Source organism: Lawsonibacter sp. LCP25S3_E2 (assembly GCF_052117285.1).
GTDB lineage: Bacteria > Bacillota > Clostridia > Oscillospirales > Oscillospiraceae > Lawsonibacter.
The window spans coordinates 281,105-299,559 of record NZ_JBQKJL010000002.1; the positions used below are offsets into that span (position 1 = coordinate 281,105).

Sequence of the window (18,455 nt, forward strand, 5' to 3'; positions counted from 1 at the left end):
CGGGGAAGCGCTGCGCTTCCCCGGCGGAGATGGTTTGTTGCATCAATTGCGGCGCCGGCCCAGAATGCTCAAAAGCCGGACAAAGAGATTCAGAAAATCCAGATACAGCTGCAGGGCGGAAAAAATGGATGCCTTCGCCAGCATATCGGGATAACCCGCATAGTAGTTGTAGTAGTCCCTGATGCGCTGGGTGTCGTAGGCAGTGTAGGCCAGGAAGATGGCGATGGCTCCCATGGAAATCAGCCGGTCAAAGGCCATCAGCCCCGGAATAAACAGAGACAGGAAATAAAAGATGACGAGGAACACCAGGCCAAAAAGGAGAATGGGACGCAGGAAGGACAAATTGCTCCGGGTCAGAAAACCATAGGCCGCCAGAGCCCCAAAGTAGAGGGCGGTGACCAGGAAAACCAGCAGGATGCTCTCGATCTGATAGGCATACATGAAAAGGGATACATCAAAGCCGAACAGAGCGGAAAACACCAGGAACAGGGTAATGGCCGTCCCCACGGACATTCTCTCAATCCGGCCCACCATGGTAAAGGAGATGATCAGGGTGCCCACCAGCAAGATGAGGTGAAAGCCCGGAATATCCCGGTACATGATCCAGGTCAGGTCGGTGCTCCAGCTTACAATGCCCACGCCAAAGCTCACCAGCAGGCCCACCATCATCCAAAGGAAGGTCTTGGCGGTATACTGGCCCAGAGTCTCAGGCACATTTCTGTCATAGCTGCGGTCAAATTCATAGGGATCAAAGCTCATAGGAAACACTCCTTTCCGCGGGGGGCCAAATTAGATTTCCCCGCATTCCCAGTTATTATGATTCCATAATCACGCCGAAAAATCAATCAGGAACCGCCGCCGAATACATAGTTATAAAAATCATTTTCCACGATCATGTTCGTGCATTCCAGCTGGTACTGCACCAGCTTTTTCATGGTGGAGACGTAGCTCTCCTGCTCCTCGGCGGTCATCGTGACCCCGGCGGCCGGGGTGAACTCTCTGGTATAACGGTTGTAGAAGCCCCGGTCAGACTTCCAGCACTGGGAAGAGAAGATCACCAGGCCCTCCTGGTCAGACAGGGCATCCTTGCCCGCCATCATCCTGGAATCGTACTCCAGGCCCAGCAGGTTCGACAGGGTGGGCAGGATGTCCACCTGACCGACCACCTTATCCACCTGGACAGGCTCCTCCATGCTGGCCGACCACATGATCAGGGAATTTTTGTACACCTCAAAGTTGAGGCTCCCTTCCTTCAAATATTCCAGGTCATCGGAGCTGCCGAACTTCTCCCCTGCCAGCTCCTCCAGAGTGGCTACGTCAAAATAGGGAATATGGTCCGGGGCGGCCACAATGAGGGTATTGTCCAGCTTGCCCGCCTGGTCCAGCTTCTCAATCAGAGTCTCCATGGCCTTATCCACCTCCATGGCGGTGGCAATGTAGTTCTGGGTGGTCTCGCTGTAGGGCAGAGCCCGGACGATGTCCCGGTAGGGGGACACGATCCGGTTATCGGAATAGGGCATGTGGCCGCTGATGGTCAGGTAGTAGACATGGAAGGGCTGGTCGCTGTTCACGTAGTTGTCAATGCTGGCCTCAATGGCATAGCTGTCCCGCTGGGGCCAGAGGAGCTTTCCGCTGTCATTGAGCTCCAGGCCATCAAAATTGCTCAGCTTGCCCCGCGCCCGCTCTGTCTCCTGCTCCTCCTGGCTGACACCAAACTGGTGCCAGTCATAGCCCAGATTGGGATGGGACAGATCCCGGTCATACATATTGGAGTTGGCGTGGTAGCCCTGGACCAGGTAGCCCTCACGGCCCAGCTGTTGGGCCAGAGAGAAATAGAGGTTGGTGCCCAGCTCTCCGGTGTGAGGCACCGTCGCAGGATTCCCGTTTTTGGGATAGAGGCCCAGCAGGTTCTGGCACTCTCCGCCCGAGGTACTGGTAAAGTGGAGGGGGGTATAGAAGTTATGGAATACAAAGCCCTCGTTCACCATTTTATAGAGGGTGGGCGTGAGCTCCGGATCAATGGCGTAGCTGGAAAATCCCTCCAGGGTAAAAAAGATCACATTGTACCCCTCGAACATGCCGGTGTATTCGTTCTTTTTGGTGGGGGTCACGCTGTTGAAGTAGTTACACAGCCACTGGATGTCGCTGTTATCGGTACTCTGGGCGAGCTGCGTCAGGTCCACATCCATCACGTTGGGGGAGGTGTCGATGACCGGCTTCTCTTCCTGGGACATGTCCCCTCCGGAAGAGGAGGAGCTCCCGCTCCCGCCCAGGTCACCCAGGCCGCTGAAGTCCGCGTCCAGGCTTCGGCTGGGCTTGATCACCATATGCTTCAGGTCTAAGCGGAGCATGGTCCACATGCCCAGCTGCTCCACCTGGTCATCCAGATTGGTGTCCACCTGGTAGAGCTGCTTGGGGGTCAAGTCCCCTTTCCAGGGCAGGTGGATCACCCCCAGGCCCGCCACATGGAAAACGGCTGCTGCCGCCAGCACCAGTCCGGCAAAGCGGATATCAAAGCGCTCGAAGCCCAGAAATCTCCCACCCAGCACACAGATGAGCACGCTGGGCAGCATCACCAGGAGAATGATGGGGATGCTGGAAAGAATGGTGGACACAACGACCTCGGAATAGTCCGTCAGCCGGTTGCCCGCTGCTAATCCCAGGGTGCTGAAGGGATAGTAGGACTGGAGAATCTTTTTGGCGATGATCTCCACGATATAGACCAGGCTGATGAGTACGGCCAGCACTCTGGTCACAATCCCGTTGGCCCGGCGGTGCCAGGGAAGGGTGAAGGCCGCGCAAAACAGCCCTCCCGCCACGCTGAACACCAGATAGACCGGGAGATAGCTCAGAGACAGCTTCATATAAATGTGGAGTACCAGCTCCAGGTACAGGATCAGCAACGGGAACAACAGCACCCGCCCCAGGGTCTGAAAGGGTTCCATCTCCCGGTTGCGGCCATAGGCCCGTTTTCCATGGTAAGACATATAAAACCTCCGGACTGCATGGAAAACCCGGCCCCCCATCATAGGCAGCCCAGGAAATCCTTTACAACGATTTAACATCCATACTTTACCCATTTCCCTCTGCCCAGTCAAGAGCTCTCTTGTGAATTTTCTTTTTCTTTTTTCTGAAAAAAACGACAGCCGGACCCCGTGGGGTCCGGCTGATGAGCTCAACGCTGGACAACGGCTCTCCCGATTCATTTTTGCAGTACGGAAAACAGAGCCATCTGGCTGGTCCGGGGCAGGCTGCTGCCCCTGCTCCCGTCTTAACCCAGCATGGAAAACAAATCCATCTGGCTGGTCTGGGGCAGGTCGCCGAACGCCCCAGCCTCGGTGAGCTTGTCGATATGGGTTTTAGAAACCTTGGGACAGGCGGCAGAGACCTCCTCAATGGAGATAAAGCGCCGTCCCTTGCACTGCTCCGCCAGAGAGATGGCCGCGGTCTCTCCCAGACCGGCCACCGACACAAAGGGCGGGATCAGGGCCTTTGCCTCCTCGTCCACGGCGAAGTTGATGGCCTGGGAGCGGTACAAATCCATCCGGGCGAAGGTAAAGCCCCGGAGATAGAACTCGTAGCACACCTCCAGCGTGGTGAGCATGTCCTGCTCCACAGCGGAGGCCTCCTTATCCTTGGCGATGATCTCCCGCATCTTCCGCTGGCACACATCCATGCCGTGGCACATGAATTCCTGGTCGAAGGCTTTGGCCCGGATGGAGAAGTAGGCCGCATAGAAAGCCAGGGGCCGGTGGACCTTGAACCAGGCGATGCGGAAGGCCATCATCACATAGGCCACCGCGTGGGCCTTCGGGAACAGGTAGGCGATCTTCTTACAGGAGCCGATGTACCACTCAGGTACCCCGTGCTCGCGCATCTCGTCCTCCGCCCCCTCGGGAAGTCCCCGGCCCTTACGCACTGCCTCCATGATCTTGAAGGAGCGCTTGGGCTCCATGCCCTTGGAGATCAAAAACAGCATGATGTCGTCACGGCAGCCGATGGCCTCGCTGACCTTGGCGGTGCCGGAGGTAATGAGGTCCTTGGCGTTGCCCAGCCACACATCGGTCCCGTGGGAGAAGCCGGACAGGCGCACCAAAATATCGAACTGGTTGGGCTGGGTGTCTTCCAACATGCCCCGGACGAAGGTGGTGCCGAACTCCGGGATGGCGGTGCCTCCTGTGGGGCCCAGGATCTTGTCGTTCTCATACCCCAGCACCTTGGAGGACTGGAAAATGGACATGGTGTCCTTGTCATCCAGAGGAATTTCCGTGCGGGCGTTCACCCCGGTAAGGTCCTCCAGCATACGGATCATGGTGGGATCATCGTGTCCCAGCATGTCCAGCTTCAGCAGGTTACTCTCCATGGAGTGGTATTCAAAGTGGGTGGTGATGATGTCGCTGTTGGGGTCATCGGCGGGGTGCTGGACGGGACAGAAATCATAGATCTCCTTGTCCTGGGGGATGACCACCATGCCGCCGGGGTGCTGGCCCGTGGTGCGCTTCACCCCGGTACAGCCGATGGCCAGGCGGTTCTCCTCCGCTTTGGAGACGGTCTTTCCCTTCTCCTCCAGATACTTCTTCACGTAGCCGAAGGCGGTCTTTTCCGCCACGGTGCCGATGGTACCCGCCCGGAACACGTGGGTCTGGCCGAACAGCTCAAAGGTATACCGGTGGGCGCTGGACTGGTACTCGCCGGAGAAGTTCAGGTCGATATCGGGCACCTTGTCGCCGCCGAAGCCCAGGAAGGTTTCGAAGGGGATGTTGAAGCCGTCCTTCACATATTTGGCCCCGCAGATGGGACAGTTGGCATCGGGCATGTCTGCCCCGCAGCCGTAGGGGTGGGCGGGGTCCTGGGCGTAGTCAAAGTCCGTGTGCTTGCAGTTGGGACAGCGGTAGTGGGCGGGCAGGGAATTTACTTCCGTAATGCCCGACATGAAGGCCACCAGCGAGGAGCCCACCGAGCCACGGGAGCCCACCAGGTAGCCATGCTCCAAGGAGTTCTGCACCAGCTTCTGGGCGGACATGTAGATGACGTCGTACTTACACCGGATGATATCGCCCAGCTCCACGTTGATGCGGTCCACCACGATCTGAGGCGGCTCCTCCCCGTAAAGTTCATGGGCTTTCCCCCACACCAGGCGCTTGAGCTCCCCGTCGGAATCCTCCAGCTTGGGGGCAAACAGGCCCTGGGGCAGGGGCTCGATGGGATCGCACCAGTCGGCAATGAGGTTGGTATTCTTCACCACCACCTCATAGGCCTTTTCCTTACCCAGGTAGGAAAACTCCCGAAGCATCTCATCGGTGGTTTTGAAGTAGATGGGCAGGGGCTCGTCCGCATCCTCAAAGCCCTTGGAGGCCAGGAGGATATGCCGGTAAATCTCGTCCTCCGGGTCCAGGAAGTGGACGTCTCCCGTGGCGCACACGGGCTTGCCCAGCTCCTCTCCCAGCCGGACGATGGTGCGGTTAAACTCCCGCAGCTCTTCCTCGTCCTTTACCATGCCCTTGCGGAGCATGAACAGATTGTTGCAGATGGGCTGGATCTCCAGATAGTCATACCAGGAGGCAATGCGCTTGAGCTCCTCCCAGTTTTTGCCGTCCACCACGGCTTTAAAGAGCTCTCCCGCCTCACAGGCTGAGCCGATGATCAGGCCCTCCCGGTTCTCATTGATGAGGGACTTCGGCATGGTGGGAACACGCTTAAAATGCTCCAAATGGGACAAGGAAATAAGCTTGTAGAGATTTCGAAGTCCCGTCTGGTTCTTGGCCAGGACGATCAGGTGCTTGGGCTGGCGGCGGGCTTTGCCGCCCTTGCGCAGCTTTGGCATATAGGGGTTGATATCGCTGAGCTTATGCAGCCCCAGCTCCTCCATCATCTGGAAAAAGGGAGGCAGCATATAGGCCACGGTGGCCGCGTCGTCACTGGCCCGGTGATGATTGAAGGCGGGCAGCTTCAGGTGGTCGGCCACAATGTCCAGCTTGTACTTGCCCAGATCGGGCAGCAGGTTCTGGGCCAGGATCAGGCTGTCCACCGAGGGGTTATGGAAGGGTAAGCCGTATTTCCGGCAGCCCGCTGCAATAAAGCCCATATCAAATTCGGCGTTGTGGGCAGCCAGAGGCCGGTCCCCGGCAAAGGCCAGGAAGGCCTCCAGGGCCTCCTTCTGGGAGGGGGCCCCCTCCAGCATCTCATCGGTAATGCCGGTGAGGCGGACGATCTCCGGGGACAGCAGCCGCCCTGGGGAGACAAAGGTATTGAAGGTCTCGGTGATCTCCCCGTTTTTCAGCACCACTGCGCCGATCTCAATGATGACCTCGTATTTTTTATTGAGGCCCGTGGTCTCAATGTCAAAGCAGACGATTTCGTCGTCAAAGGCGGCATCCGTCTCCCCGTGGACCACCACCCGGTCATCCACATCGTTGATAAAATAGGCCTCCACCCCGTAAAGAAGCTTGATATTCTTGGCCGAGTGCCAGGCATCGGGGAAGGACTGGGCCACGCCGTGGTCGGTGATGGCGATAGCCTTGTGCCCCCAGGCCTGGGCCCGCTTCACCACGTTCTTGTCCGGCCCCAGCTTGGGCCCCACAGCGGTGAGGGCGTCCATGGAGGACATGGTGGTATGCAGATGAAGCTCCACCCGCTTTTCCGGGGCGGTGTCCTCCTTCATCTTCTTCTCCGCCGTAGTGACGGCGGTGGGCTCCAGCACCATGTCCCCATAGAAGCGGTCCAGGTTCAGCCGCCCCTGGATTTTCAGGTGCATACCGCTCTTCACTCCATCCACCAGGGGCTTGGCCTCCTCTGCCTGGGGGAAGAACTTGCTCACCCGGATGGAGCCGGTGTAGTCGGTAATGTCAAAGGCCACCACCCAGGAGTTGCGCTTTTTCAGCTCCCGGTTGTCCACGGCGAACACGTCACCCTCCACCACTACCATGCCCATGTCCAGTTCCAATTCTTCAATGGGCGTAGTAGCCTTGGTGATGGGACGGCCGAAAATAGCTTTCCCCTGGCTCTTTCCCCCGCCTCCCTTGGCAGGCGCAGGGGCGGCGGCAGGGTGGGCGCTCTTTTTCATGGCCGCCCGGCGGATGGCCTCGGTGCGGGCAAAGGGGTCCTCCTCCGCCTTCTTTTCCTCCGCTTTGGGAGCAGGCTGCTGGGCCTTGTCCGCCGACTGGGCCTTCTCTCCCTCCGCCTGGGGGGCATGGGACGGCTGTCCTTGCGCCGGTGCAGCCTGAATTTTCACGCTGTTCAGCCCGTAGCACCGGCACACGGCTTCCTCCGCCTGGGCAATCAGGTTAGGGCCTGCTCCCTGGATCCCCTCCACCAGAATCTTGGCGCTGCGGCTGCGCTTATCAATGGCGGCAGACACAATGAACCAGCCCTCCACTCCAGCGGACAGCTCCGTCCACTGGCGCAGGGCGGCAAACATTTCTAAAAATGGGATTTTCCTGGACATGATGGTAACTCTCCTAAATGCCGAAACAGTGGCATAGCCACTGTTTCGTAAACGCAGTACAAAAATTCACCTGAATTGGTTCCAAGGGATCACAAGGTTTCAATAAGGGCAAAGAGCTCATCCACCAGCTTGTCCTGGGGGACCTTCTTGATGATTTCACCCTTTTTAAAGAGCAGCCCCTCCCCCACGCCGCCGGCAATGCCGCAGTCGGCGGCGGAAGCCTCGCCGGGACCGTTGACGGCACAGCCCATGACCGCCACGGTAATGGGCTTGTCCACCGACTTCAGGCGCTGCTCCACCTCTCCGGCCAGAGCAATGAGGTCAATGCGGGTGCGCCCGCAGGTGGGGCAGGACACCAGCTCCGCCCCCTCCCGGCGGATGCCCGCCGCCTTCAGAATATCCCGTGCGGCGTATACCTCCTCCACTGGGTCAGCGGACAGGGACACCCGCATGGTGTCGCCGATGCCCAGGGCCAGAAGCCCTCCGATGCCCACGGCAGACTTAAGGGTCCCCATACGGACCGTGCCCGCCTCGGTCACTCCGATATGTAAAGGATAATTGCTTTCCTGTACCATGATTTGATAGGCCTTCATAGTCATAGGCACGCTGGACGATTTCAACGACACACAGATATCGTCAAAGTCAAACTTATTGAGCAGCTTGATATGGCCAAAGGCGGATTCCACCATGGCCTCGGGGCATACCTCGCCGTATTTGGCCAGCAGGGGCTTTTCCAGGGAACCGCCGTTGACCCCGATGCGGATGGGGATATTCTTTTGACGGCAGGCGTCGGCCACCGCCTTCACCCGGTCCTCCCCACCGATATTGCCGGGGTTAATGCGCACCTTGTCCGCCCCGGCCGCAATGGCCTCCAGGGCCAATTTATAGTCAAAGTGGATGTCCACCACCAGGGGAATGGGACACTGTTCCTTGATCTTGCCCACCGCACGGGCGGCGGCCATGTCGGGCACAGCCACCCGGACAATGTCACATCCGGCGGCAGCCAGGGCACGGATCTGGCTTAGGGTAGCCTCCACATCGTCGGTACGGGTATTGGTCATGGACTGAATGGATACCGGCGCGCCGCCGCCCACGGCCACGCCGCCCACCTGGATCTGTTTTGTCACAGGGACTCCCCCTTCCTTATTTTCCAAACAATTTTCCAATGTCACTGAAGGTGACTACCAGCATAAGGCCCATGAGCATGGCCAGCCCGGCTAAATGGACATAGCCCTCATACTTCGCATCAATCTTACGCTTAAACAGGGCATTCAAAATACCGTTGAGCACCAGGAAGAACACCCGTCCGCCATCCAGTGCCGGCAGGGGCAACAGATTCATCACCGCCAGGTTGACGGCGATCAATCCGGCAAAATTGGCCATATTGATGGCCGCTGCCAGCGGCGTGGGAGAATATTCCGGATTGCTGCCTACCTCGGTCATCACATCGACAATGCCCACCGGACCGGACAGGTCCCGCAGGCCCACCGCTCCGGACAGCAGGTCACCCAGGCTGATCCAGACCAGGCGCACATTGTCTAGCGCCGCGTACCAGCCAAACAGCAGCTTGTTGCCCAACGTTCCAGGCAGTACCTCCACCCCGATGGACAGTCCCCGCAGGTAAGTGGTGTTGCCCTCCTCGTCGGTTTTCTCCTGAAGGGGCATATAGACGTCCTTCAGGACGATGCGCTCACCGTCCCGCTCGACCACCCAGTCCACGCTGTCACCGGCCCGGCTGAGGAAGAAGGAGAGGTTGCTGTAGCCATACATCCTGTGGCCGTCCACGGAAATCACCTGATCTCCCGCCTGCAGGCCGCAGTTTTCCAGACCATAGCCTTCCATGATCCCGCTGATTTTGGGCATAGTAAACGCGGAAAACTGGGCATAAATCACCAGGAAAATGATGACCCCAGTGAGGAAGTTCATCGCCGCTCCCGCGCAAAGGATAATCAGCTTTTTCCAGCCCGCAGCCTTACCGAAGGAACGGGGATCGGCAGAGTCATCGTCCTCCCCCTCCATGGCACAATAGCCGCCAATCGGGAATGCTCTAAGGCTGTAAAGGGTTTCTCCCTTCTGGCGTTTAATGATTGCGGGGCCCATACCAACGGCAAATTCGTTGACTTTTACCCCCAGCAGCTTTGCACTGGCAAAATGGCCCAGCTCATGGGTGGCGATGAGCACGCCGAAAATCAGGATAGCAAGGATCACATACAGCATTGGCAGCCTCCAAAAAAGCTTGAAATCATCGGGCCCGCCGTCAGCGGACGGCCTCCCGTGCGGCGGCGTCCGCCTCCAGAATGTCGTTGAGGGTGGGGTCCTGAACCACCGGAACCCGCTCCATGGCCAGAGCGACCCGCTGGGCAATTTCCAAAAAGCCGATTTCACCGGCCAGGAACTGTGCCACTGCCGCCTCATTGGCTCCATTGAGGATGGCTCCCGCGGTACCGCCAGTCTTTGCCGCCTCCAGAGCCAGTGCCAGACACCGGAAGGTGTCCAGATCCGGTGTTCCAAAGGTCAACGTTCCGCAGTTCCACAGATCCAGTGGGGTAGTTGCGGTGCTGGCAATCCGCTTCGGCCAGGTAAGGGCATACTGGATGGGCAGGCACATGTCAGGCGCCCCCAGTTGGGCGATCATGGCATTATCACAGTATTCCACCAGGGAGTGGATAATACTCTCTCGGTGGATCACCACAGAAATTTTCTCCACGGGCATGTGGTAGAGGTGCATAGCCTCGATAACCTCCAGGCCCTTGTTCATCAGTGTGGCCGAGTCCACGGTGATCTTTGCCCCCATGGACCAGTTGGGATGTTGCAAGGCGTCTTCCCTTGTCATCCCCTGCAGTTCTTCTGTTTTCTTCCCATAGAAGGGCCCACCGGAGCAGGTGAGGATCAGGCGTTTTACCTCTCCTCTGTCCCGGTTGCCCTCCAGAGACTGGAAGAGGGCGGAATGCTCTGAGTCCACGGGCAAAATCCGGGCTCCGTAATCCTTGGCCTCCTCCAGCACCAGGGGGCCGGCACACACCAGGGTCTCCTTGTTGGCCAGAGCGATCCGCTTTCCCTCCCGGATGGCGGCCAGCGTGGGCCGCAGGCCCACCATTCCCACCAGGGCAGCAATGGCGGTGTCGGCGCTGGAGACGGTGGCAGCTTCGATCAGCCCCCCCATCCCGGACAGTACCCGCACATTGGTATCCGCCAGGCGCACCCGCAGGTCAGCAGCCGCCTTCTCATCGGCCAGGACCGCCAGCTCGGGCTTAAACTGCCGGGCCTGCTCCTCCATCCGCTTCACACTGGAGTTGGCCACCAGGGCAGCCACCTCCATGCCGCAGGCGGCAATCACCTCTAATGACTGCCGCCCGATGGAACCTGTGGAACCTAAAATTGTAATCCGTTTACTGATTTCCATCATACCATACCTTCATCCAATGTTGCATCCTGTTTTCCCGTGTTTCCTTAAAAGGCGGGAATCATCTCTACCAGAATGAGCAGCAGCGGCGCCGCAAAGGTCATGGAGTCAAACCGGTCCAGCATCCCGCCATGACCCGGAAGGAGGTTTCCATAGTCCTTGACCCCAAACTGCCGCTTAATGAGGGAGAAGGACAGATCCCCCAGCTCAGTCACTCCGCTGCCCAGAAGACCGTACATCGCCATGATGGGCAAAGAGACCTCCAGCCCCGCAAACCGCTGCAGAATCATGCCATACAGCAAAAGGAAGATTCCGCCGGACAAAATGCCGCCGATGTATCCCTCCAGGGACTTGTTGGGGCTGACCTTGGTGATGCCCCGGTGCTTTCCCAAAAATACTCCGGCAAAATAGGCTCCGGCGTCTGTGAGAAAAGCACAGATCACCGGCAGCAGCACCAGATACCGGCCGTGTTCCATCCCTTTCAGCAGCACCAGGGCGGACAGGGCCAGCGGGATCATCAGTCCGCCGAAAAAGCACACCAGCACATCTTCAAAGCGCACCGCCCGCTCCTCGTCATAGAGGCGGATGGCGATATAGAAGATAGTCACCACCAGCAGAAGGGCCGCAAGCTGTGTCACCACCAGGCCGTATCCCAGCCAGCAGCCAATGGGAATGGCGGCGGCAGCCAGCGCGGTATAAAAGTACATTCCATTGTGATGGGCTACTTTTGTGGCGCGCAAAAGTTCAAAAGATGCCATCGCACTGATGGCCGCAACCAGAAGGGCCAGCCACAGGGTAGGCAGGAAAAAGAGCACCACAAAAAACAGCGGAGCCAGCACCACCGCCACAAGAATCCGTGTTACCAACTCATACACCTCCAAACCGGCGGCTGCGGTGCTGATAGGCCGCAATGGCCTTGTGGAGCTCCTCTTTGGAGAAGTCCGGCCAGAGCACGTCGGTGAAGTAGAATTCCGCATAGGCGGACTGCCACAGCAGGAAATTGGAAAGACGCAGCTCTCCGCTGGGCCGGATGACCAGATCCGGGTCAGGCACGCCCCGCGAGAACAAATACTGCCCAAACTGATCCTGGGTCAGATGATTGGGGTCTGCCTTCCCTTCCATACAGTCTTTGGCATAGGCCATGGCTCCTCGCAGTAATTCATCCCGCCCTCCATAGTTGAGGCAGATGTTTACCTGGCATCCCTCATAATGCTTGGAAATTTCCCGTGTGCGCTGGCACAGCTCCTGCAGCTCAGGGGTCAGAGGGGACAAGTCTCCAAAAAATTCCATCTTAACCTTGTCCCGCTCCATCTGGCCGATGGCCTCCAGCAGGTACTTTTTCAGAAGGCCCATAATGGCGGAGACTTCCTCCTGGGGCCGCTTCCAATTTTCCGTGGAAAAGGCATAAACCGTGAGGTAGTCAAGGCCGATCTCTTTACAGTAGGTAGCAATGGTGCGGAAGGTCTCAGCTCCGGCGGCGTGGCCCGCAGTGCGGGGCAGGCCCCGTTTTTTGGCCCAACGTCCGTTGCCGTCCATAATGATGGCGATGTGCCGGGGGAGCTTGGTAAAGTCCACCTCAGCGCTGGGCTGTGCGTTTCTTCTCTTAAACAGAGGCATACTGTCTCATCCTTACACTTCAAAATACAGAATGCAGAACACATGGTATTCCACATTCTGTATTTCTCATCATTCTATGTTGGTTTCCCGCTGGGCTTACACCGCCATCAGCTCATTTTCCTTCTTGCCGGTGAGTTCGTCAATGTCCTTGCACCGCTTGTCGGTGAGCTCCTGGATCTCCTTCTCCAGATTCTTCTGGTCATCCTCGGTGATCTCGGAGTTCTTCTTCATCTTTTTAAAGTCTTCCATGGCGTCCCGGCGGATGTTGCGCAGGGCAACCTTGCCCTCCTCGCCATACTTGCGTACCTGCTTGGTCAGGTCCTTACGGCGCTCCTCCGTAAGCTGAGGGAAGGCCAGGCGGACCACACGGCCGTCATTCTGGGGGTTGATGCCCAGGTCAGAGGTCTGGATGGCCTTTTCAATGGCCTTGAGCAGGGTGCCGTCCCAGGGCTGGATCACCAGTGTACGGGGGTCTGGGGAAGAGATGGCCGCCACCTGATTCAAGGGGGTGGGGGTCCCGTAGTACTCTACCATAATGCGGTCCAGCACACCGGCGTTGGCACGCCCGGCCCGGACAGAGGCAAAATTGGCCTTGACCACGTCAATGGTCTTCAGCATTTTCTGGTCATATTCTTTAATCTCGGGGCTCATACGCTCTACTTCCTTTCCGTTTCTGTTTCAGCAGCCCTTCAGCCGCCCACAATGGTGCCGATCTCCTCTCCCATGATGGCCCGGAGGATGTTCTCGGGGTCCTTCAGGGCAAAGAGAAGCACAGGGATCTTGTTGTCCATGGACAGGGAAGTGGCGGTGGAATCCATTACCGCCAGATGCTGGGCCAGAACCTCATCATAGGTGATCTTGCTGTACTTCACAGCGTTGGGGTCCTTCTTGGGATCGGCGGAGTAGACGCCGTCCACATTCTTGGCCAGCAGGATCACGTCCGCGTCAATTTCTGCGGCCCGAAGCACCGCGGCGGTGTCAGTGGAGAAGAAGGGGTTGCCGGTGCCGCAGCCGAAAATGACCACGCGGCCCTTCTCCAGATGGCGGATGGCACGGGACCGGATATAAGGCTCGGCCATGGCCCGCATCTCCACAGCCGTCTGGACGCGGACCTCCACGCCCTTCTGCTCCAGCACATCTGCCACAGCCAGGGCATTGATGGCGGTGGCCAGCATACCCATGTGGTCGGCCCGGACACGCTCCATCCGGTCGCCGCCATCCTTGACGCCGCGCCAGAAGTTGCCGCCGCCCACCACAATGCCGACCTGGACGCCCAGGTCAACGCATTTGCTGACTACGTCGCACACGCTGCCGATGACATTAAAATCAAGGCCCCGGGATGCTTCCCCCGCCAGGGCCTCTCCGCTGATCTTTAACAATACGCGCTTATACTTTGGTGCCATGGGTACCACTCCTGTCATTTTTCTTGTCCCCTATTTTAATATAATTCTCTCCGTTTGCATAGGGGGAAAGTCAAACTTTTTCAATTTGTCCACATTTTCCTTTTTTCAGAAGAACAAAATCTGGGGGTTGCATTTTTTTCGGGCAAAGCGTATAATACGGGAGAACAACTGGATAGGATGTCTTCAGGGCGGGGTGAAATTCCCCACTGGCGGTACAGTCCGCGACCGGGCGCAGGTTCTGCGTCCGCTGACCCGGTGAAACTCCGGGACCAACGGTTATAGTCCGGATGGAAGAAGATGTGTTAGACAATTCACGCGCATTTTTGCGCGTGCGTGCGCACCTCCTTAATTGTTTTGACACCTGGAAGGCATGGCTTTCCGGGTGTATCAAATCAATAAGGAGTGTTTTTTATGTCCAATCCCATTGCAGCCACCCCCCACGCCACCAGCCACACCCGCGCCAGGAACCTGGCCGTCACCGCCATGCTGTCCGCGGTGGCCTTCATGCTCATGTTCCTGGACTTCCCCATCCCCTTCCTCATCCCCTCCTTCGTGCAGATGGACTTCTCTGAGCTGCCCGCCCTGCTGGCTTCCTTCAGCCTGGGCCCCGTATACGGCGTGATGGTCTGCCTGGTGAAAAACCTCATTCACCTGACCATTACCTCCACCGGCGGCGCCGGAGAGCTGTGTAATTTCCTGCTGGGCGCCTGCTTTGTCTTCCCCGCCGGCTACCTCTACCAGCACATGAAATCCCGGAAGGGGGCCCTGCTGGGCGCTCTGGTGGGCGCGGTGATCATGGCCATCCTGTCTGTGCCCCTGAATTATTACATCTCCTACCCCATCTACACCAAGTTCATGCCCATTGACGCTATTTTAAACATGTACAGAGAGATCCGTCCCACCTCCGGCGGCCTGCTGGAGTGTCTGATCGTCTTCAACGCCCCCTTTACTCTGGTCAAGGGGCTGCTGACCACCGCCCTTTGTTTCCTGGTCTATAAGCCCCTGTCCCCCATTCTCCACGGAACCAACCGCTGAGCCAAACCGTTTCAAAGCGAGGCAGATCATCTGCCTCGCTTTTTTGCGCTCATTTGTCCAGAAGCTTTGCCAGCACTTCCAGTCCCGCTCCCAATTTCTCTTCGTCCAATCCCGGATAACTGACCACCAGCGTGTGCGGGCTGGCCCGCCCCGGCACCTGTTCATACTGGGTCAGAAAAGACAGCCGGATTCCCTGTGCCCGAGCCGCAGCCTCCAATTGGGTGTCCTCCACCTGGGTATCCAAGCGCAGAAGAAAATGGAGTCCGGCCTCCTCCCCCATGATCTGGCAGCGTCCGGCCAAAGGGCTATGCTGGATGGCGGCAATGACCTGGTCCCTCCGGTTGCGGTAAAAGACCCGCATGCGGTTCAGGTGCCGTTCAAAATGCCCCTCCTCCAAAAACAAAGCCAGCGTATACTGCTCGATGGCCGGAACCGTGGAAGAATAGAAGCCCAGCCGCCTCTCATATTCGTTCAGCAGCGGCCGGGGCAGTACCAAATACCCAATACGCAGGGAAGGGGCTAGGGTGCGGGAAAATGTGTTGACATAAAGCACCTTTTCTTCTTGATCAATGCTCTGAAGTGTTGGAATTGGACGGCCTGTAAAGCGAAATTCGCTGTCATAGTCATCCTCAATAATATACCGCTCTGCCCCCGCCCCGGCCCAGCGGAGTATCCCCTGCCGTCGGGAAATGGGCGTGACCGTCCCGGTAGGAAACTGGTGGTTGGGCGAGATGTGAAGGACCTGGCAGCCGCTTTTTTCCAGCTCCTCCAAAGGGACTCCCCCTTCCTCTACCGGAAGAGACAGGCACCGGGCCCCGCTGAGGGTATAGATCCGCTCCGCTTTGGAATAGCCAGGGTCCTCCAGGCCATAAATCCGGTCCCGCCCCAGCAGCTGCACCAACAAGTTATAGAGATACTCCGTCCCTGCCCCCACCACAATTTGCTCCGGGGCAGCGGAGATCCCACGAACATGGTACAGGTGCCGGGAAATGGCCTGGCGCAGTTCCATCACGCCGTTGGGAGGCATAGCCCGCAAAAGCTGCTCTCCCCGCTGGGTGAGCACCCGCCGGGTCAGCCTGGCCCAAAGGGAAAAGGGAAATCCCTCCGTCCCACTTCCCAGTCCTCCCAAATCCAGCAGCCACTGAGGAAGGACCTGCTCCGGCTCTCGTCCCGGAGGCTCCCCCTTCAACGTATGCGCCTCCACCGGCGCCACATAGTACCCCCGCTTCTCACGGGCATAGAGATACCCTTCCGCTTCCAACTGGGCGTAGGCATTCTCCACCGTTACCACTGCCGTGTTTAAATGGGCGGCCAGGCTTCGTTTGGAGGGCAGCCGCTCCTCCGGTCTGAGCCGTCCGGACAGAATATCCTCCCGAATACACCGGTACAGATAATCATACCGGGCCAGGTTCCCCCGCTGCTCCAAATCATAGGTCAACATCGCAATCGCTCCATCTGGTCTTATAAAATAGTATCAATTTGGTTCTTTTCATAGTACCAGATATAATTAAAATACAGATAAATAAAAAATGCAAGGGAAATTTTTCTGCCAAAGGAGCGATCACTATGTCCCACAAACAGATCCACAAGCTGGTGCAGGCCTCCCTTTTTGCCGCCCTGTGCACCGTCATGACCATGGTCATTCAGGTCCCCTCCCCCATGCAGGGTTATGTCAACTTAGGGGACTGCGCCGTTCTTCTCTCCGCCTGGGTACTGGGTCCCTGGTACGGGGGCGCGGCCGCCGGAGTGGGTTCCATGCTGGCCGACCTGCTCTCCGGCTACGCCCACTACGCCCCAGGAACCTTTGCCGTCAAGCTGGCCATGGCTGCGGCGGCGGCTTGGCTCTTCCAGTCCCTGCGGCAAAAGCCGGTGTGCCTGCTCCCCACCCAGTTGGTAAGCGGTCTGGTGGGGGAAACCATTATGGTACTGGGCTATTTCGGCTACGCCTGCCTGTGGCTGGGCAAGGGATGGGCTGCCGCTGCCTCCATTCCTGGGAACATCGTTCAGGGAATCTTCGGCCTTGGGGCGGCGGCGGCAGTGTACCACCTTCTCAGCCGGGGCCGGGCCCTGGCTGGGATATAAAAAGATGGAGCGGGAAGGTTATCCTTCCTCGCTCCATTTTTTAAATACCCAGCAGCATGGTTGCAATGCGGAAATAAACCACCAGGGAGATGGCGTCGGCAATGGTGGTGATGAGGGGGCTGGCCATCACCGCGGGGTCCAGGTGGACCCGGCTGGCAGCAATGGGAAGGAAACAGCCCAGCAGCTTGGAGACGATCACCGTCACCACCAGAGTAAGGCTCACCACCATGGCAACCATGAAGTCCAGATGGTTGAGCAGGGTCAGACGCAGCAGGTTGACTGCCGCCAGGGTCACGCCGCACAGCAATCCCACCTGGATCTCCTTCCAGGCCACCCGCAGCCAGTCGCTGTAACGGATCTCCCCCAGGGACAGGCCGCGAATCACCGTAACCGAGGACTGGCTGCCGCAGTTTCCGCCGGTATCCATGAGCATGGGAATAAAGGCGGTGAGCACTACCTGGGCGGCCAAGGCGGTCTCATAGTGGGTGATGATGGCCCCAGTAAAGGCGGCGGACACCATCAGCAGCAGCAGCCATACCACCCGGTTTTTATAGATGTCCCAGATCCGGGTCTGAAGGTAGGGCTTCTCCGAAGGGAGAATGGCGGCCATGCGCTCCATGTCCTCGGTGGCCTCCTCCCGGAGGACCTCCAGGGCGTCGTCAGCCGTGACGGTGCCAACCAGCAGCCCTTCGTCATCCACCACGGGCAGCTCCACACAGTCCACCCGCTCCATCAGGGCCACCGCCTGCTCCTGGTCGTCATCCGGAGCAAGAACAGCCCTGGGTGAGGTCATGAACTGGTCCAGCCGCTTGTGGTCGGGCGCCATGACCAGCTCGCGCAGGGTAAAGACCCCCAGCAGCAGCCCCTGCTCATCCACCACATAGCAGTTGCTCATAAAATCCTCGGGCACGCCCACCTGGCGCAGCCGGGCCAGAGCCTCCCGTGCACGCATGAGAGGGGAAAACATCAGCATCTCGCGGGACATGATAGCCCCAACCGTCTCAGGGACAACGGGCATAAGATTCATTTTCTTCATGGGAATTTCCTCCTTGTCATTAAAGTCAAGCTTTCGCTCCTTCCTGACAGGGAGGTCCGGCAAACTCAGCCGGCTAGATAGGCGCCCATCCATGGACGCCGGAGCCAATATTGAGTTCGTATACCGGGACCTCGACTGCCACTGTCCATGGAATGTTCACCTCACTTTGTTCTGTAAGCTTTCTCCAGGCAGATAAAAAGAGCACGCATACCGCGGCGGCGGCACGCGTGCTCTACACACACCAAACACATACCACCGTCCAAGCTTTAGCGTCGCAGGGCGGTGAAATCGCGTTAGATTCTGCCTTGAATTCGACAGGACCTGTTCAAACCAACGAAGGATGTCTCCATCCTTTTGCGGCAGCGACCCATATCCCTGCGGTAGCCTTACCTACCGGATTACAGGGTTATTATACCTCAACTTTTACCTTCTGTC

At 58.2% G+C, this 18,455-nt stretch carries 14 protein-coding genes and 2 riboswitches; of the genes, 2 read left to right on the forward strand and 12 right to left on the reverse strand.

The annotated features are described in order from the left end of the window. Positions 1-42: 42 nt before the first annotated feature. The 10 genes from ACTQ3R_RS03550 to pyrH all read right to left on the reverse strand — a co-directional run bounded on the left by ACTQ3R_RS03550 (position 43) and on the right by pyrH (position 13,867). The gene (locus ACTQ3R_RS03550) at positions 43-759 is read right to left on the reverse strand and encodes a Bax inhibitor-1/YccA family protein (protein ID WP_441778020.1); all 717 of its coding nucleotides are present in this window, start codon (positions 757-759) and stop codon (positions 43-45) included. 86 nt (positions 760-845) lie between these two features. Further along, positions 846-2,987 (reverse strand): LTA synthase family protein, encoded by a 2,142-nt coding sequence (locus tag ACTQ3R_RS03555; protein WP_441778021.1) that lies wholly within the window; start codon positions 2,985-2,987, stop codon positions 846-848. A 284-nt stretch (positions 2,988-3,271) separates the two neighbouring features. Then, positions 3,272-7,444 carry a PolC-type DNA polymerase III gene (locus ACTQ3R_RS03560; protein ID WP_441778022.1) on the reverse strand — a complete coding sequence of 1,391 codons (4,173 nt, stop codon included), beginning with the start codon at positions 7,442-7,444 and terminating at the stop codon, positions 3,272-3,274. 89 nt (positions 7,445-7,533) lie between these two features. Beyond that, positions 7,534-8,571: a flavodoxin-dependent (E)-4-hydroxy-3-methylbut-2-enyl-diphosphate synthase gene (gene ispG / locus ACTQ3R_RS03565; RefSeq protein ID WP_441778023.1), complete on the reverse strand. Its 1,038-nt coding sequence runs from the start codon at positions 8,569-8,571 to the stop codon at positions 7,534-7,536. Positions 8,572-8,587: 16 nt separating this feature from the next. Beyond that, entirely contained in the window at positions 8,588-9,661 is a 1,074-nt protein-coding gene (locus ACTQ3R_RS03570; RefSeq protein ID WP_441778024.1) for a M50 family metallopeptidase, read from the reverse strand. Between the two features lie 40 nt (positions 9,662-9,701). Next, positions 9,702-10,847 (reverse strand): 1-deoxy-D-xylulose-5-phosphate reductoisomerase, encoded by a 1,146-nt coding sequence (locus ACTQ3R_RS03575; protein WP_441778056.1) that lies wholly within the window; start codon positions 10,845-10,847, stop codon positions 9,702-9,704. Between the two features lie 47 nt (positions 10,848-10,894). Further along, positions 10,895-11,713, reverse strand: a complete 819-nt coding sequence (locus tag ACTQ3R_RS03580; RefSeq protein WP_441778025.1) for a phosphatidate cytidylyltransferase — start codon at positions 11,711-11,713, stop codon at positions 10,895-10,897. Position 11,714: 1 nt separating this feature from the next. Then, positions 11,715-12,464 carry an isoprenyl transferase gene (locus ACTQ3R_RS03585; protein ID WP_441778026.1) on the reverse strand — a complete coding sequence of 250 codons (750 nt, stop codon included), beginning with the start codon at positions 12,462-12,464 and terminating at the stop codon, positions 11,715-11,717. A gap of 96 nt (positions 12,465-12,560) precedes the next feature. Beyond that, positions 12,561-13,115, reverse strand: coding sequence for a ribosome recycling factor (gene frr, locus ACTQ3R_RS03590; RefSeq protein WP_441778027.1), 555 nt, complete (start codon positions 13,113-13,115; stop codon positions 12,561-12,563). 38 nt (positions 13,116-13,153) lie between these two features. Continuing rightward, positions 13,154-13,867, reverse strand: a complete 714-nt coding sequence (gene pyrH, locus ACTQ3R_RS03595) for a UMP kinase (protein ID WP_441778028.1) — start codon at positions 13,865-13,867, stop codon at positions 13,154-13,156. Positions 13,868-14,042: 175 nt separating this feature from the next. Continuing rightward, positions 14,043-14,170: riboswitch (FMN riboswitch) on the forward strand. A gap of 108 nt (positions 14,171-14,278) precedes the next feature. Here pyrH and ACTQ3R_RS03600 point away from each other — a divergent pair. Next, complete coding sequence (locus tag ACTQ3R_RS03600; protein WP_441778029.1) at positions 14,279-14,902, forward strand: ECF transporter S component; 624 nt, start codon at positions 14,279-14,281, stop codon at positions 14,900-14,902. A 49-nt stretch (positions 14,903-14,951) separates the two neighbouring features. Here ACTQ3R_RS03600 and pdxR read toward each other — a convergent pair whose 3' ends face one another. Beyond that, positions 14,952-16,343 (reverse strand): MocR-like pyridoxine biosynthesis transcription factor PdxR, encoded by a 1,392-nt coding sequence (gene pdxR, locus ACTQ3R_RS03605; RefSeq protein ID WP_441778030.1) that lies wholly within the window; start codon positions 16,341-16,343, stop codon positions 14,952-14,954. Positions 16,344-16,468: 125 nt separating this feature from the next. Here pdxR and ACTQ3R_RS03610 point away from each other — a divergent pair, with 125 nt between their 5' ends. Next, entirely contained in the window at positions 16,469-16,984 is a 516-nt protein-coding gene (locus ACTQ3R_RS03610) for an ECF transporter S component (RefSeq protein ID WP_441778031.1), read from the forward strand. Positions 16,985-17,024: 40 nt separating this feature from the next. Here the strand turns inward: ACTQ3R_RS03610 and mgtE are convergent, their stop codons facing one another. Continuing rightward, positions 17,025-18,020 carry a magnesium transporter gene (gene mgtE / locus ACTQ3R_RS03615; RefSeq protein WP_441778032.1) on the reverse strand — a complete coding sequence of 332 codons (996 nt, stop codon included), beginning with the start codon at positions 18,018-18,020 and terminating at the stop codon, positions 17,025-17,027. 244 nt (positions 18,021-18,264) lie between these two features. Beyond that, positions 18,265-18,425: riboswitch (M-box (ykoK) riboswitch) on the reverse strand. Between the last annotated feature and the right edge of the window lie 30 nt (positions 18,426-18,455).

Excerpts from the sequence above, each read along its gene's own strand:
- frr (WP_441778027.1), bottom strand. The coding sequence starts at position 13,115 with ATGAGCCCCGAGATTAAAGAATATGACCAGAAAATGCTGAAGACCATT.
- ACTQ3R_RS03600 (WP_441778029.1), top strand. The coding sequence starts at position 14,279 with ATGTCCAATCCCATTGCAGCCACCCCCCACGCCACCAGCCACACCCGC.
- mgtE (WP_441778032.1), bottom strand. The coding sequence starts at position 18,020 with ATGAAGAAAATGAATCTTATGCCCGTTGTCCCTGAGACGGTTGGGGCT.
- ACTQ3R_RS03560 (WP_441778022.1), bottom strand. The coding sequence starts at position 7,444 with ATGTCCAGGAAAATCCCATTTTTAGAAATGTTTGCCGCCCTGCGCCAG.
- ACTQ3R_RS03610 (WP_441778031.1), top strand. The coding sequence starts at position 16,469 with ATGTCCCACAAACAGATCCACAAGCTGGTGCAGGCCTCCCTTTTTGCC.
- ACTQ3R_RS03570 (WP_441778024.1), bottom strand. The coding sequence starts at position 9,661 with ATGCTGTATGTGATCCTTGCTATCCTGATTTTCGGCGTGCTCATCGCC.
- ACTQ3R_RS03550 (WP_441778020.1), bottom strand. The coding sequence starts at position 759 with ATGAGCTTTGATCCCTATGAATTTGACCGCAGCTATGACAGAAATGTG.
- ACTQ3R_RS03585 (WP_441778026.1), bottom strand. The coding sequence starts at position 12,464 with ATGCCTCTGTTTAAGAGAAGAAACGCACAGCCCAGCGCTGAGGTGGAC.
- pdxR (WP_441778030.1), bottom strand. The coding sequence starts at position 16,343 with ATGTTGACCTATGATTTGGAGCAGCGGGGGAACCTGGCCCGGTATGAT.
- ACTQ3R_RS03555 (WP_441778021.1), bottom strand. The coding sequence starts at position 2,987 with ATGTCTTACCATGGAAAACGGGCCTATGGCCGCAACCGGGAGATGGAA.
- ACTQ3R_RS03575 (WP_441778056.1), bottom strand. The coding sequence starts at position 10,847 with ATGGAAATCAGTAAACGGATTACAATTTTAGGTTCCACAGGTTCCATC.
- pyrH (WP_441778028.1), bottom strand. The coding sequence starts at position 13,867 with ATGGCACCAAAGTATAAGCGCGTATTGTTAAAGATCAGCGGAGAGGCC.